This is a genomic window from Xanthobacter cornucopiae (assembly GCF_043195065.2).
Classification (GTDB): domain Bacteria; phylum Pseudomonadota; class Alphaproteobacteria; order Rhizobiales; family Xanthobacteraceae; genus Xanthobacter.
On record NZ_CM195531.1, the window covers coordinates 4,815,881 to 4,830,238 of the forward strand.

Consider the following 14,358-nt stretch of genomic DNA (forward strand, 5'->3'; position numbering starts at 1 on the left):
CGGGGATGCGGGCGGCGCGGCTCATGCCAGCACCGCGGCGAGGGCGGCGGCGTAGGCGGCGCGGTCGGCCTCGGTGGTCACCTCGGTGGCGGCCACCAGCAGCAGGTCGTCATGGCCGGCGTCGGGCGCAAGGCGCGCATAGGGCACGCCGGCCAGGATGCCGCGCTCCGCGAGGCGCTCCACCACCGGTGCGGCCGCAACCGGCAGGCGCACCGTGAACTCGTTGAAGAAGGCGGGGTTGAGCACGCTGACCCCCGGCACCGCGGCGAGCCGGTCGGCAAGGTCGCAGGCCGCCTCATGGTTGAGCCGCGCCAGCCGGGCGAGGCCGGCCTGGCCCAGCAGCGTGAGATGAATGGTGAAGGCCAGCGCGCACAAGCCGGAATTGGTGCAGATGTTGGAGGTCGCCTTCTCGCGCCGGATGTGTTGCTCGCGGGTGGAGAGGGTGAGCACGAAGCCGCGCCGGCCCTCGGCATCCACGGTCTGGCCGGCGAGGCGGCCGGGCATCTGCCGCACGTATTTCTGGCGCGTGGCGAACAGGCCCACATAGGGACCGCCGAAATTGAGGGCGTTGCCGAGCGACTGGCCTTCCCCCACCACGATGTCGGCGCCCTGGGCGCCGGGCGGCTCCACCAGCCCCAGCGCCACCGCCTCCGTCACCACCGCCACCAGCAGCGCGCCCGCCGCATGGGCGGCGGCGGCGATGGGGGCGAGGTCGACCAGGTTTCCGAACACGTCCGGGCTCTGCACCACCACGCAGGACACGGTTCCGTCGATGGCGCCGAGGAGGTCTTCGCCCCCTTCCGGCCGGGCCGGCAGCGCGCGCACCGCGTCGTCGGCATAGCGCGAGACGGTCTCGATGGTGGCGCGATAGTGGGGGTGGAGATTGCCCGCCAGCACCGCGGTGCGCCGCCTGGTGATGCGATGGGCCATCAGCACCGCCTCGGCGGCGGCGGTGGAGCCGTCATACATGGAGGCGTTGGCCACCTCCATTCCGGTCAGCTCCGCCACCTGGGTCTGGAACTCGAACAGGTAGTGCAGCGTGCCCTGGGCGATCTCGGGCTGGTAGGGGGTGTAGGAGGTGAGGAATTCCGAGCGCTGGATCAGGTGATCCACCGTGGCCGGCACATGGTGGCGATAGGCGCCGGCACCGAGGAAGAACGGCACCGATCCGGCCGGCACGTTGCGCGCGGCGAGTCGCGAGATGGCCCGTTCCACCTCCAGCTCGCCCTGGGCGCGGGGCAGGGGTGCCAGCGCCACCGTGCGCTGGGCTGCCGGAATATCGGCGAACAGGGCGTCGATGGAGCCGGCGCCGATGCGCGCCAGCATCTCGGCGCGGTCCTCGGGGGTGAGGGGGAGATAGCGCATGGTCGGGGCTCACACCGTGAGATGGTGATGGTCGATGACGATTTCGGCGCGCAGGGAGTGCGCCACGTAGCAGGCCTCGTGGGCGGCGTGGTGCAGCGCCGCCACGTCGGCGTCGGTGGGGGCCTTCGCACCGGAGAACACCATCACCGGGGCGAGGGTGATGCGGGAGAGGAACAGGCGGCCCTGGGCATTGGCGGTCATGATGCCGAAGGCGGCATCCTCGTAGCTGTCCACCCGGAAGCCGGCCTTGCGGGCGAAATCCAGGGCGAACAGCATGTGGCAGCTCGATGCGGCCGCCACCAGCGCCTCTTCCGGGTCCACCGCATCCTCGCGCGAGAAGGGCGGGCGCACCGAGGCGGGGGCGGATGAGCCGGGCACCTCCAGGCCGTCGAAGGCCCAGACATGGGCGCGCGAATAGCGCCCATCAGTGAAGACGGCGCCGTCGCGGCTCCAGCGGATGGTGGCGCGATAGTCGTGGGCCATGGGTCAGCCTCGCTTGCCCGGGGCTTCAGCCGAGGCTGGCGACGAACGCCGCATAGGCGGCTTCGTCCATCAGGCCGTCGAGCTCGGCGGGGTTGGCGATCTTGAGCTTCAGGAACCAGCCGTCGCTCTCCGGCGCGGCGTTCACCAGCGCCGGATTGCCCTCCAGCTCGCCATTCACGGCGATCACCTCGCCGGAAACGGGGGCGTAGACCTCGCTTGCCGCCTTCACGCTTTCCACCACCGCCACTTCCTGGCCCTGGCTCACCACCTTGCCGAGGTCGGGCAGCTCCACGAATACCACGTCCCCGAGCTGGCCCTGGGCATAGTGGGAAATGCCCACGAGAGCGGTCTCGCCCTCCACGCGCACATATTCATGGTCCTTGCTGTAGCGCAGTTCAGTCATGCTTCAGGCCTCTTTGGACGGTTTGCGCGCATAGCGCGTCGGCACGAAGGGAAGCGCGGCGACGGTGGCCGCCAGCGCCTTGCCGCGCACCAGGAGATCGAGACGGGTGCCGGGCGTGGCCAGCGCCGGCGGCACATAGCCCATGGCGACGGCGGCCTGGAGGCTCGGCGCGAAGCCGCCGGACGTCACCGTGCCGACAACAGAGCCGGCATGGAGGATGTCCGCGCCCTCCCGGGCCGGGGCGCGGCCATCCAGCCGCAGGCCCACGCGCAGTCGCGCCGGGCCGTCGGCCAGTTCCGCCTGGATGCGCGCGGCGCCGGGAAAGCCCCCTTCGGCCCGGCGGCGGGCCTGGATCGACCAGGCCAGGGCCGCTTCCACCGGCGAGGTGGAGAGGTCGATGTCGTGGCCATACAGGCACAGGCCGGCTTCCAGGCGCAGGCTGTCGCGGGCGCCGAGACCGATCGGCTTCACCTCCGGTTCCGCCAGCAGCGCCGCCCACACGGGGGCGGCGTCGGTGTCCGCCAAAGCGATCTCGAAGCCGTCCTCGCCGGTGTAGCCGGAGCGGGAGAGGTGCACGGCGATGCCGTCGAAGCGCGCCGGGGTGGCGGCCATGAAGTCGAGCGCGGCGGCCTCCGGGCAATGGCGGGCGAGGGCGGTGGCCGCCTGCGGCCCCTGCACGGCGATGAGGGCGCGCGCATAGTGGGGCGAAAGCCGCACCGACGGCGGCAGGTGGGCGGCGAGGTGGGCGAAATCGACAGACTTGCGGGCCGCGTTCACCACCAGCAGCAACTGGCCGTCGGCGTCCGGCGCGGGCGGGCGGCTCACCATCAGGTCGTCGATGATGCCGCCGGACGGGTCCAGCAGCTGCGAATAGCGCTGGCGGCCGGGGGCAAGGGTGAGAATGTCCGCCGGCACCAGGGCTTCGAGGGCCCGGGCGGTGGTGGCGTGGTCCGGTCCTTCCAGCAGCGCCTGACCCATGTGCGACACATCGAACAGGCCGGCGTGGGCGCGGGTCCACAGATGCTCGGCGAGGATGCCCTCGGCATAGTGCACCGGCATCTCATAGCCGGCGAACGGCACGATGCGCGCGCCGAGCGCCACATGGGCGGCGAACAGGGGGGTGGTGTGCAGCAGGGTGCTGACGAGGGGATCGACGGCGTCCGTCATCGCGGCTCCGGGGAAAGCGCCAGGTCTCGGGACAGTAAAGTCCCAGCGGCGCCCCCTCTGTCTGCGGAACCTGAGAGATTTCACCGTGCCGTGTGGACCGGCTCGGCTTACTCCTTCGGTGAGCCAGGGGCGGACCCGTGGCTGCTTTCCAGAGCGTCGTCCCCCTGCGGTCCATTGGCCTGAGCGGTTCCGGGGCGGTTGCGCCTTCGGCGCCGGTTCTGCCCGCCATAAGGCGCGCAGCCGGTCTCTCCCGCAGGGATCATCCGAAACATTGCCGCGAGCGGCGCCGGAGCCAGCTCCGAATCCGCTCGATAGGCAATTTCAATTGAACAATAAGCAAAACCGAGCAAACGTCAACCTCGGGCGCGCCGTGTCCGGCGCGCCTCGGCGCGGGCCGCTCAGCGCGGCGGCGGTTCGAATGCGCTCGATGAGGGCGGCGTGGAGAACGCCCCGCTGCCCGACGAACTCGCGGGAGTGCTGGTGGAGGCGGAGGGCGGCGGGCCGAACACGTCGCCCTTGGGCGCGCCGGGGTCCGATCGCGCCGGCGCCGGCGCCGCGGGGGGCGGTTCATCGCTGGCCGGCTTCGGCTTGGCGGCGGCGACCGGCCGGGCGCGTGGCCGCGCCGCCGGCTTCTCCTTCTCGCCCTGCGGGTCGTAGCCCACATAGATCACGTAGCGCTCCAGATCCTCCGGCTTCAGCAGCGGAAAGGCGATCTGGTCCTCCACCACGGTGAAGGCGGAATGGGGCTGGCCGGGAGGCACTTCCACCGGCACGGTGAAGAATTTGGTGGTGACGGTCCTGGGGGTGGGTCCTTCCTCCACCACCGCCACGCGGATGGGCACGCGCACCGTGCCCGGCGCGCCCTTCTCGCCGAGCAGCAGGCGGCCCTCGATACCCACCTTGACTGTCATGGTCTGGCCGGCGATGGCGCATTCGCGGGCGAGCTGGCCCACATTGCCCTGGTAGCGCAGGGCGCCCGAGCCGTCGGCCACCTGCCAGGTTCCGGCACCGGTGCGCACGGTCACGGTGGGGCAGGAATAGGTCACCGCATTGGCGCCCGTGCCCACGGTGAGGGCCGGGGTGGCGGCGCTGGAAACGCCGGCGGCGTTGCCGGTGGCGACGCCCGTATCCTGGGCGCCGAAGGCTCCGTCCAATCCCTCGCCCGACGCGCATCCCGCCAGCGCCAGCGCCAGGGCCAAGCCGACGAGGCCGTGTGCGGGGGTGCCTGCTTGCGCAAGAGCCATGTCGCTCATCTCCATAGGCCTGTCCATCTCGGCAAGGGTTATAGCAAACCGTGCCGCATGAGCGTACCGGAGGACGGGCGCTTTTTACCCTTTGGTTACCAAAAGCGGGAAACATGGTGAATCGGCGCCCGGCGGCGCGGCCGGGCACCGATTCCGCGGTCCCACGGCGATCAGCCGCCGGAGAGGCCGACAGGCTTGCCCACCACCACCACCAGCGCCTTGCGGGCGGTGGCGAGGCGGCCGGCGACACGCTTGATGTCGTCCAGCGTCACCGCCTCCACCAGGGCGTTGCGGCGGTCCACGTAGTCGATGCCGAGGTCGTCGAGCTGAATCTGCAGCAGCTGCCCCGCCACTTTGGAAGAGGTGTCGAACCGCAGCGCGTAGCTGCCGGTCAGGTAGCTCTTGGCCTCGGTCAGCTCCTCGGGGGTCGGCCCCTGGTCGAGGATGCGCTGGAACTCCGAGGTGATGAGGGCGACGGATTCCGCCGTCCGCTCATTCTTGGTGGCGGTGCCGGCGAACCACAGGCCCACATGGGCCAGGGCCACCTGGTAGGAATAGACCGAATAGGCGAGCCCACGGGCCTCCCGCACCTCCTTGAACAGCCGCGACGAGAAGGCGCTGCCGCCAAGGATGTGGTTGAGCACATAGGCGGCCATGAAGTCCGGGTCGCGCCGCTCCAGGCCCACGGTGCCCATCACCACCACCGATTGCGACACGTCGAGCGGGATGACATCCACGGTGCCGATCTTCTGCGGCGTGACGTTGGCCACCGGCGTCAGCTCCGCCTGGGCGGGGAGTGCGCCGAACACCGCGTCGAGCCGCTGGCCCAGCTCCTCGGCGGAGATGTCACCCACCACGGCCACCCGCAGGTTGGCGCGCGCCAGCGTCCGCCGCGCGAAGGCGGCGATGTCGTCCCGGGTCAGGCCGGGCACGCTTTCCAGAGTGCCATCCACCGGCCGGCCATAGGGGTGGCCGGGGAAGGCCAGCGCATACCAGCGGTCGCCGGCGATGGCGTTGGGCTCGGTGGAGCGGCGGCGCAGGCCCGCCATCAGCGCCGCGCGGACCCGTTCGATCGCCTCGTCGTCGAAGCGCGGCTTGGTGACGGCGAGGCGCAGCAGGTCGAACGCCACGTCCCGGTTCTCCGAGAGCGTGCGCAGCGAGCCGCGGGTCTCGTCGCGGCCGGCATCGAAATGCAGTTCCACCGCATGCTCGGCCAGCTTCTGCTGGAACGCCTGGGCATCGAGGTCGCCCGCGCCCTCGTCGAGCAGGGAGGCGGTGAGATTGGCAAGGCCAACCGTCTTCGGCCCGTCCTGCGCGGCGCCGCCGAGGAAGGCGAATTCCATGGCGATGAGCGGCAGGGTGGTGTCATGCACCAGCCAGGCCTTGATGCCGCCGGGGCTCGTCACCGCGGTGATGCGGCTCGACTGCGCCTGGGCCGCGGTGTCGGAAATGAGGGAGAGAGCCATCGTCACCATCACGAGAAAAAGCCAGCCGCCGGCCCGGAGGGGCCAGCGGGCGCAACCGCGGGGCAGGGCCCTCACGAGCGATCATCCTTCTTGAGGGCGTCCGTCTTGGGCGCGTCCGTCTTGGGCGCGCCTGTCTTGGGCGCGTCCGCCTGGGGCGCGGCCGCTGGGGGCGCCGATTTCAGGTGCCCCGTCACCGCGCGGTTGGTGGTCAGGTAGCGCCGGGCGGCGGCCTGCACGTCGGCGGCGCTCACCGCCTTCACCCGGTCGGGCCAGGTGCGCACCTCTTCGGCGCTGGTGCCGGTGGCCCAGGCGGCGCCATAGATGCGCGCCAGGGTCGCCTGATTGTCCTGGGCATACACCATGTCGGCGGTCAGCCGGCTCCTGGCCCGCTTCAGCTCCAGCTCGTCGACACCGTTGGCCGCGATGTCGGCGACGATGGCGTCGAGGGCCTCCTCCAGGGTCTCCAGGCTCACGTCGGGCCGGGGGCTGGCATAGACCACGAAGCGGGTGGCGTCATAGGACGTGCCCTGATACCAGGCGCCGGCACCGGCGGCGATGCCCTTCTCGGCCACCAGGGTGCGATAGAGCCGACCGGTCTGGCCGCCGCCGAGGATCTGCGCCAGCACCTCCAGCGCCTCGGCCTCGCCCGCCGCGGCGGTGCGGTCGGACGGCACCAGGTAGGAGCGCTGGACGCTGGGCTGGGCGACGCGGGCATCGGCCAGGGCAACCCGGCGATGGGCCTGCGGCTCCGGCTCCTGCGGGCGGTTGCGCGGCGGGGTGTCGGCGCGGGCCACCTTTCCATAGGTCTTCTCGGCGAGCGCGCGCACTTCGTCCGCGTTCACGTCGCCGGCCACCACCAGCAGCGCGTTGTTGGGCGCGTAATAGCGGCGATAGAAGGCCAGGGCGTCTTCCCGGTTCAGCTGCTTGATCTCGTGCTCCCAGCCGATGATCGGGTGCTGGTAGGGGTGGTTCACATAAGTGGTGGCCTGCAGGATCTCGCCGAGCCGGGCGGAGGGCTCGTTGTCGGTGCGCATGCGGCGCTCTTCCAGCACCACGTCGCGCTCGGGCAGCACCACTTCGTCGGACAGTTTGAGCCCGGTCATGCGGTCGGCCTCGAAGCCCATCACCTTCTCAAGGTGCTCCTTGGCCACCCGCTGGAAATAGGCGGTGTAGTCCTGGGAGGTGAAGGCGTTCTCCTGGCCGCCCAGGCGCGCCACCTCGGCCGAGAACGCACCCTGGGGGTGGGTCTCGGTGCCCTTGAACATCAGGTGCTCCAGGAAATGGGCGATGCCCGACTTGCCTGGCTGCTCGTCGGCCGACCCCACCTTGTACCAGACCATGTGGGTGACCACGGGGGTGCGATGGTCGGGAATGACCATCACCTGAAGGCCGTTGTCGAGCTTGAATTCGGAAATGTCGGGACCCGCGGCCGAACTGGCGCGGGGAGCAAGCGCAGCCGCGCTCGCGGCAAGGATGGCGACCATGGCGATACGGCTCATCTTCACGTGACGGATCTTCCGGCATGACGCGCGCCAGAAGGCGCACGCGCTTCAAGAAAGATAGGCGCTTTGCCGGCGAAGGCCAGGGGCCGGCTGGAGCTTTTGAGGGGTTCGAGGGTCCGGGCGGTCCCTGTTGCGGCATGCGCCGCCCCCACCGCAGGGTGGGGATGCGCTCGGCCGCCGAACGCCCGCCGCCGCCCGACACGGGGCGGCCTAGCCCCTGCGCGGATCAGTTGGTCCGGTCGAACAGGGTCGGCAGCTTCCACTGCTCCTGCTTCTTCTCCACCACGCCATAGGGGGCGTTGGGGGCCGGGGTCTGGTAGCCCGGCGGCGGCTGGAGCAGGCTTTCGCGGGTCGGCTCGCCGTTGAAGGTCAGCGGCTTTTCCTTCTCGCCGCCGAGGCTCGGCAACCAGCCCTTGGAACCGAGCTGGTTGGGCATCAGCTCGTCGCGGGTGGTGCCCGTGGGCGCGGGCTCGGTGGGGATGACGCCGAGAATCTTCTTGCGGCCCTTGTTCAGCTCCGAGGGCATCAAGGGACGGCCCGGGTCGTCGCGGACCACGGGGGCATTGGCGGCGGCGGCCTCGCGCTGGCGGCGCGCGATGTCCGGGTCCTTGGGCCAATTGGGATTTGCCCGGTGGGCGGCATCCTGCGGGCTGGGCAGCGTGCCGACGGCGTTGGCCGGCGGCACCACCAGCGGCGCGCGCTCGCGATAGTCGATCTCGGGCTTTTCCTTCTCCTCGGCAAACCCGAACAATTGCATCATGCTCTGCACGGGATTGGAGGTGAACTCGTCCTCCGCCGCCGCCGGGCGGGGGGAGAGGGCGGCGAACGCCACCCCCAGGGCGACGCCCAGGGACAGGGCGCCGGAGACGGTCCACGCGGACGGACGGGTCGTCGTCGGACGGTGCATCGGCCTCGCCAGTGTCACGGCATCGGGCCGGGATGTCGGGCTCACGGGCATGGTGCTCCCCTCAAGGCTCGCGCTCAGCTTCAGAATGGGGTGACATTGGTGGCGGCGAGGGCGGCGTTTTTGAGGCACGCCCGAAGAAAGCATCGTAAAGCAGCAGGCCGACACCGGCAACCACCGCCACATCGGCCACGTTGAACACGTACCAGCGGTAGCCGAAGGCGTGCAGCGCGATGAAGTCGAACACCGCGCCGTACACCACCCGGTCCACCGCATTGCCGATGGCGCCGCCGATGAGCAGGCCGAGGCCGAGCGCCTCCACCCGCCGGTGGGCGCGCGTCAGCCATGCGGCGAACGCCAGCGCCGCCACCACCTTGATGGCCACCAGCACCCAGCGCCCGGCCTCGCCCTGGGGGAACAGGCCATAGCTGATGCCGGTGTTCCACAGGGCCACCAGGTCGAAAAAGGCGGTGACCGGCACCACCCCCGGCCCATGCGCCGCCATGAAGGCCATGGCCCAGCCCTTGGTGACCTGGTCGGCCACCAGCACCGCCAGGGCGCTCAGCAGGCCCAGGGCGATACGCGACGAAGAGGGCGTCATCGGCATGGCGGCGGGGCTCCGGGCCTCAGGCGGCGGCGGTGGCGTAGAATTCCCGCAGAGCGGCGGCGTCGCGCGGCGTCACGTCGGGGAAGTGCGGGTCGGCGCCCACCTCCGGCGAGATCTTCCAGGAGCGGGCGCACTTGCGGCCCACGGCGCGGGCCGGCTCCACCGCCACCCCCGGCACCTCGGCCAGGCGGAAGGCATCGGCGGGGCCGGCGTCGCGCACCAGGGTGGCAGCGCTGGTGATGCAGATCTCGGCGAGGTCGAGGCCGGCGAAGGCATCGGCCAGGGCCTCGTCGCTCACATGGACCACGGGCGCCGCCTCCAGCGACGAGCCCATGCGCTTCTGCGCCCGCTCCACCTCCAGCGCGCCGAGCACCACCCGGCGCACCTGCCGCACCTTGCGCCACTGCTCCGCCAGCGTGCCGTCGCGCCAGTCCGGCGGCGTGTCGGGGAACGCCAGCAGGTGCACCGAGCCCGCTTCGTCGCCGGTGCGGGCGAGATAGGCCTCTTCGGTGGTGAAGGGCATGATGGGCGCCAGCCAGGTCACGAGCCGGTTGAAGGTCTCGTCCAGCACCGTCAGGGCGGCCTTGCGGGTGAGCGAGGACAGTGGATCGCAATAGAGCGCGTCTTTGCGCACGTCGAAATAGAAGGCCGACAGCTCGATGTTCATGAACTGCGTGAGCAGCGCGTGAACTTTCTTGTAGTCGAAGGCACGGTAGGCGGCGCGGATCTCGCCGTCGAGCTCGCTCAGCCGGTGCAGGATGAAGCGCTCGAGCGACGGCATGTCGGCGAACGCCACCCGCTCGTCGGGTCGGAAGTGGTGCAGCGAGCCCAGCAGCCAGCGCAGGGTGTTGCGCAGCTTGCGATAGGTGTCCGCCGTGGTCTTCAGGATTTCCGGGCCGATGCGCAGGTCGTCGGAATAGTCCGAGGCGCAGACCCACAGGCGCAGGATGTCGGCGCCGGAGGTCTTGATGACGTCCTGGGGCGAGGTGACGTTGCCGAGCGACTTGGACATCTTGCGCCCGTCCTCGTCCAGCACGAAGCCGTGGGTCAGCACCGCGTCGTAGGGCGGGCGGCCGCGGGTGCCGCAGCTCTCAAGAAGGGACGAGTGGAACCAGCCGCGATGCTGGTCCGAGCCCTCGAGATACATCACCTTGTCGCGGCCATTGGGCGCGCGCGTCGCCTTCAGGTCGGGCCGGGCCTCCAGGGTGAAGGTGTGGGTGGAGCCGGAATCGAACCACACGTCCAGCACGTCGTTGACCTTGGCCCAGCCCTCGGCGGCACGCGCGCCCAGGAAGCGCGCGGTGGCGCCCTCCTTGAACCAGGCGTCGGCCCCCTCGGCCTCGAAGGCGGCGGCGATGCGGGCGTTCACCTCCGGGTCCTTCAGGATCTCCACCGACCCGTCGCCCCGCTCCTTGACGAACACGGCGATGGGCACGCCCCAGGCCCGCTGGCGCGACACCACCCAGTCGGGCCGGTTGGCGATCATGCCGGTGATGCGGTTTTCGCCGGCGGCGGGCACCCATTCGACGGTCTTGATGCCGGCCAGCGCGCGGGCGCGCAGGGTGTCGGGATCGTTGCCGGCGAGGGTGGCCGGTCGCTCGGCCGGGGTGCCGTCGCCGTTGCGGATGTCCTGGTCCATGGCGATGAACCATTGCGGCGTGTTGCGGAAGATCACCGGCTTCTTGGACCGCCAGGAATGGGGATACTGGTGCTTCACCCGCCCGCGCGCCAGCAGGTTGCCGGCCGCGATCAGCGCCTCGATGACGGCGCCGTTGGCATCGCCCTTCTCGCCCTTCTCGGTGATGACGCGCCGGCCCTCGAAGCCGGGCGCCTGGGTGGTGTAGAAGCTGTCCTCGTCGACCGGATAGGGGATGGCGGGGCTGATGCCGCGCTCCTCCAGAAAGCGCCGGTTGTGGGTCCAGATCTCGAAGTCCTCGCGGCCATGGCTGGGCGCGGTGTGGACGAAGCCGGTGCCGGCATCGTCGGTCACATGGTCGCCATCCAGCAGCGGCACCTGGAAGCCGTAGCCGAGAGCGGCGAGCGGATGGGCCGCGACGAGGCCGGCCAGCTCCGTCGCGCTCACGTCGCGCACGCGCACGAAGGCGGTGGCGCGGGCCTGCCGGAACACGTCGTCGGCCAGCTTGTCGGCCAGGATCAGCCGATCTCCGGCGGCGGCCCAATTGTCTGCGGGCGCCTCGGTCACCTCATAGAGGCCATAGGCGATCTTGGAGGAGAAGGAGATCGCCCGGTTGCCGGGCAAGGTCCAGGGCGTTGTGGTCCAGATCACCACGCTGGCGCCGCCGAGGTCGTCGCGGACGCCGGAGGCCACCGGGAACTTCACCCACACCGTGTCGCTCGTGAAGTCCTGGTATTCCACCTCCGCCTCGGCCAGGGCGGTCTTTTCCACCACCGACCACATCACCGGCTTGGAGCCGCGATAGAGCAGGCCGTTGTCGGCGAACTTCATGATCTCGCGGGCGATCTGCGCTTCGGCCGCGAACGCCATGGTGGTGTAGGGGTGGTCCCAGTCGCCTTCCACGCCGAGGCGCTTGAACTCGGCGCGCTGGATATCCAGCCAGTGCTGGGCGAAGGCACGGCATTCCTGGCGGAACGCCACCATGGCGGCGGCGTCGGACAGGTCCGGCTTGGCCTTGCCCTTCTTGCGGTAGTTCTCTTCCTCGATCTTCCACTCGATGGGCAGGCCGTGGCAGTCCCAGCCCGGCACGTAGTTGGAATCGTGGCCCAGCATCTGCTGGGAGCGGGTCACCACGTCCTTCAGGATCTTGTTGAGCGCGTGGCCGATGTGGATGTTGCCATTGGCATAGGGCGGACCGTCGTGCAGCACGAAGCGCGGGCGGCCGCGGCCAGCCTCGCGCAGGCGGGCGTAGAGGCCGAGGCGCTGCCAGCGCTCCAGCAGCTCCGGCTCTTTCTTGGGCAGGCCGCCGCGCATGGGAAAGTCGGTTTCCGGCAGCAGCAGGGTCTTGGAATAGTCGGGCGCGGCGGAGGCGGGCGTGGTGTCGGTCATGGATCGGGACTCGGGATAGGAAGGCCGTCGGCGGCCGAAAGGGGATCGCGGCAAGGGCTCCCGGCTCCCCCGCGCGCTCAGGCGCGCCGGCGGGGGACCGGGCCGATAATTCGCGTCGCCGCTGTCCGCCGCGCGCGGTGCGGGGGCGCGCAGATCTGGCGCTTGCGCGGCCATGGCGTCCCGCCCTGCATGGCGTGGGTCATCCTCAAGCCGGTGGTTCAATCCGAAGGCCGGCTTCTAGCAGGCGGCCCGCGCCGGGAAAAGCCCGCAGATGGGCGCGGGTCGCCGCCGCATGAGCGCTCAAGCAAAAAGACCCCGGCGCCTGGAAGCGCCGGGGTCCGTTGGTTCCCCTCTTTTTATTTGGGACCGGACAGGGCCGGGAGCGGCGCGGGGGCGGTGACGCCCCCGCGCCTGGAATGTCAGCTCACGAGTGGTAGGCGCGCTCGCCGTGCTCGTTGATGTCGAGGCCTTCGCGCTCCACATCCACGCTCGGCCGCAGGCCGACGACGATGTTGACCAGGAAGAAGATGATCGCGGACACCACGCCCGACCAGACCACGGTGACCAGGGTGGCCTGGGTCTGCACCCACACCTGATGGCCCATGGAGTAGTCGGCGACGCCGGCGCCGCCGAGGGCCGGGGACACCAGGATGCCGGTGCCGATGGCGCCGATGATGCCGCCGACGCCATGGACGCCGAACACGTCCAGGCTGTCGTCATAGCCGAGCGCGTTCTTCACCGCGGTGCAGAAGAAGAAGCAGACCAGCGCCGCGACGATGCCGAGCACGATGGCGCCGACCGGGCCGGAGGCACCGCACGCCGGGGTGATGGCCACGAGGCCGGCCACCGCGCCGGACGCCGCGCCGAGGGCGGAGGGCTTGCCGCGCACCAGCCATTCGATCAGCAGCCAGCCCACGATGGCGCCGGCGGTGGCGAGGATGGTGTTGACCACCACCAGAGCGGTGAGGCTGTTGGCTTCCAGGTTGGAGCCGGCGTTGAAGCCGAACCAGCCGACCCACAGCAGCGAGGCGCCGACCAGGGTGAACACCAGCGAGTGGGGCGGAAGCTGCTCCTTGCCGTAGCCGATGCGCTTGCCGACGATGATGCAGCCCACCAGACCGGCGATACCGGCATTGATGTGCACCACCGTGCCGCCGGCGAAGTCCAGGGCGCCGAGGGTGAACAGATAGCCTTCCGAGAACCACACCATGTGGGCGATCGGGAAGTAGACGAAGGTGGCCCACAGCACGGCGAACAGGATCACCGCCGGGAACTTGGTGCGCTCCGCGAAGGCGCCGATGGCCAGCGCCGGCGTGATCGCGGCGAAGGTCGCCTGGAAGGCGATGAAGGCGAACTCGGGGATCTGCACGCCCTTGGTGAAGGTGTCAGCCAGGCTGTCCACGGTGACGCCCGCGAGGAACGCCTTCTCGAAGCCGCCGATGAAGGCGTTGCCGGAGGTGAAGGCCAGCGAGTAGCCGTAGAGCACCCAGACGATGAACAGCACGGCGGCGATGGTGAGCACCTGCAGGAACACCGACAGCATGTTCTTGGCGCGGACGAGGCCGCCGTAGAACAGGGCGAGGCCGGGCACCGTCATCAGCAGGACGAGGATGGTGGACGTGAGCATCCACGCCACGTCGCCCTTGTTCACGGTGGAAACCGCCGCGGCGGCGGCGGGAGAGGCGGCCGCCGGCGCCATGTCGGGCTGGGCAAGGGCTGGCAGGGCGAAGGCCGTCGCCGCCAGCAGCGCGGGAATGCCCGCGCGGGTCCACGTCTTAAACGTCATGGAAGAAGGCTCCGTGAAAAGAGGATGGCTCAAAGCGCGTCGGCGTCGGTCTCGCCGGTGCGGATGCGCACGGCGTGATCGATGGCGAGGACGAAGATCTTGCCGTCGCCGATCTGGCCGGTCTTGGCCGAGGCGGTGATCGCCTCCACGACCTTGGAAACCTGGTCGGCGGCGACCGCCACCTCGATCTTCAGCTTCGGCAGGAAGCTCACCGCATATTCGGCGCCGCGGTAGATTTCGGTGTGGCCCTTCTGCCGTCCGTAGCCCTTCACCTCGGTCACGGTCAGCCCGTGCACTCCGATACCGGTGAGGGCGTCGCGCACCTCTTCCAGCTTGAATGGCTTGATGATGGCCATGACGATCTTCATGGATCGGTCCCTGTCCCCTGATGCCCGTGGACTCGGCC

General features: G+C 70.2%; 12 protein-coding genes and 2 riboswitches. All 12 genes read right to left on the reverse strand.

All coding sequences use genetic code 11. The annotated features are described in order from the left end of the window. Window positions 1-21 precede the first annotated feature (21 nt). Entirely contained in the window at window positions 22-1,365 is a 1,344-nt protein-coding gene (gcvPA, locus tag V5F53_RS21170) for an aminomethyl-transferring glycine dehydrogenase subunit GcvPA (protein ID WP_393995626.1), read from the reverse strand. A 9-nt stretch (window positions 1,366-1,374) separates the two neighbouring features. Then, entirely contained in the window at window positions 1,375-1,848 is a 474-nt protein-coding gene (locus V5F53_RS21175; RefSeq protein ID WP_393995627.1) for an OsmC family protein, read from the reverse strand. 25 nt (window positions 1,849-1,873) lie between these two features. Next, window positions 1,874-2,251, reverse strand: coding sequence for a glycine cleavage system protein GcvH (gene gcvH / locus V5F53_RS21180; RefSeq protein ID WP_393995628.1), 378 nt, complete (start codon window positions 2,249-2,251; stop codon window positions 1,874-1,876). A gap of 3 nt (window positions 2,252-2,254) precedes the next feature. Beyond that, window positions 2,255-3,418 (reverse strand): glycine cleavage system aminomethyltransferase GcvT, encoded by a 1,164-nt coding sequence (gene gcvT, locus V5F53_RS21185; protein WP_393995629.1) that lies wholly within the window; start codon window positions 3,416-3,418, stop codon window positions 2,255-2,257. Between the two features lie 55 nt (window positions 3,419-3,473). Then, window positions 3,474-3,572, reverse strand: a riboswitch (glycine riboswitch). A gap of 3 nt (window positions 3,573-3,575) precedes the next feature. Beyond that, window positions 3,576-3,681: riboswitch (glycine riboswitch) on the reverse strand. Window positions 3,682-3,816: 135 nt separating this feature from the next. Then, the gene (locus V5F53_RS21190) at window positions 3,817-4,662 is read right to left on the reverse strand and encodes a hypothetical protein (RefSeq protein WP_393995630.1); all 846 of its coding nucleotides are present in this window, start codon (window positions 4,660-4,662) and stop codon (window positions 3,817-3,819) included. A 170-nt stretch (window positions 4,663-4,832) separates the two neighbouring features. Further along, complete coding sequence (locus V5F53_RS21195; protein ID WP_393995631.1) at window positions 4,833-6,128, reverse strand: M16 family metallopeptidase; 1,296 nt, start codon at window positions 6,126-6,128, stop codon at window positions 4,833-4,835. 71 nt (window positions 6,129-6,199) lie between these two features. Beyond that, window positions 6,200-7,627, reverse strand: a complete 1,428-nt coding sequence (locus tag V5F53_RS21200) for a M16 family metallopeptidase (protein WP_393995943.1) — start codon at window positions 7,625-7,627, stop codon at window positions 6,200-6,202. Between the two features lie 229 nt (window positions 7,628-7,856). Continuing rightward, the gene (locus V5F53_RS21205; protein WP_393995632.1) at window positions 7,857-8,582 is read right to left on the reverse strand and encodes a hypothetical protein; all 726 of its coding nucleotides are present in this window, start codon (window positions 8,580-8,582) and stop codon (window positions 7,857-7,859) included. 16 nt (window positions 8,583-8,598) lie between these two features. Then, complete coding sequence (gene lspA, locus V5F53_RS21210) at window positions 8,599-9,135, reverse strand: signal peptidase II (protein ID WP_393995944.1); 537 nt, start codon at window positions 9,133-9,135, stop codon at window positions 8,599-8,601. Between the two features lie 25 nt (window positions 9,136-9,160). After that, window positions 9,161-12,166, reverse strand: a complete 3,006-nt coding sequence (gene ileS / locus V5F53_RS21215; protein WP_393995633.1) for an isoleucine--tRNA ligase — start codon at window positions 12,164-12,166, stop codon at window positions 9,161-9,163. A 424-nt stretch (window positions 12,167-12,590) separates the two neighbouring features. Beyond that, the gene (locus V5F53_RS21220; protein ID WP_393995634.1) at window positions 12,591-13,952 is read right to left on the reverse strand and encodes an ammonium transporter; all 1,362 of its coding nucleotides are present in this window, start codon (window positions 13,950-13,952) and stop codon (window positions 12,591-12,593) included. A gap of 29 nt (window positions 13,953-13,981) precedes the next feature. Next, a complete protein-coding gene (locus tag V5F53_RS21225) occupies window positions 13,982-14,320 on the reverse strand; it encodes a P-II family nitrogen regulator (protein ID WP_234050913.1) in 339 nt (112 codons plus the stop codon). Window positions 14,321-14,358: the final 38 nt, after the last annotated feature.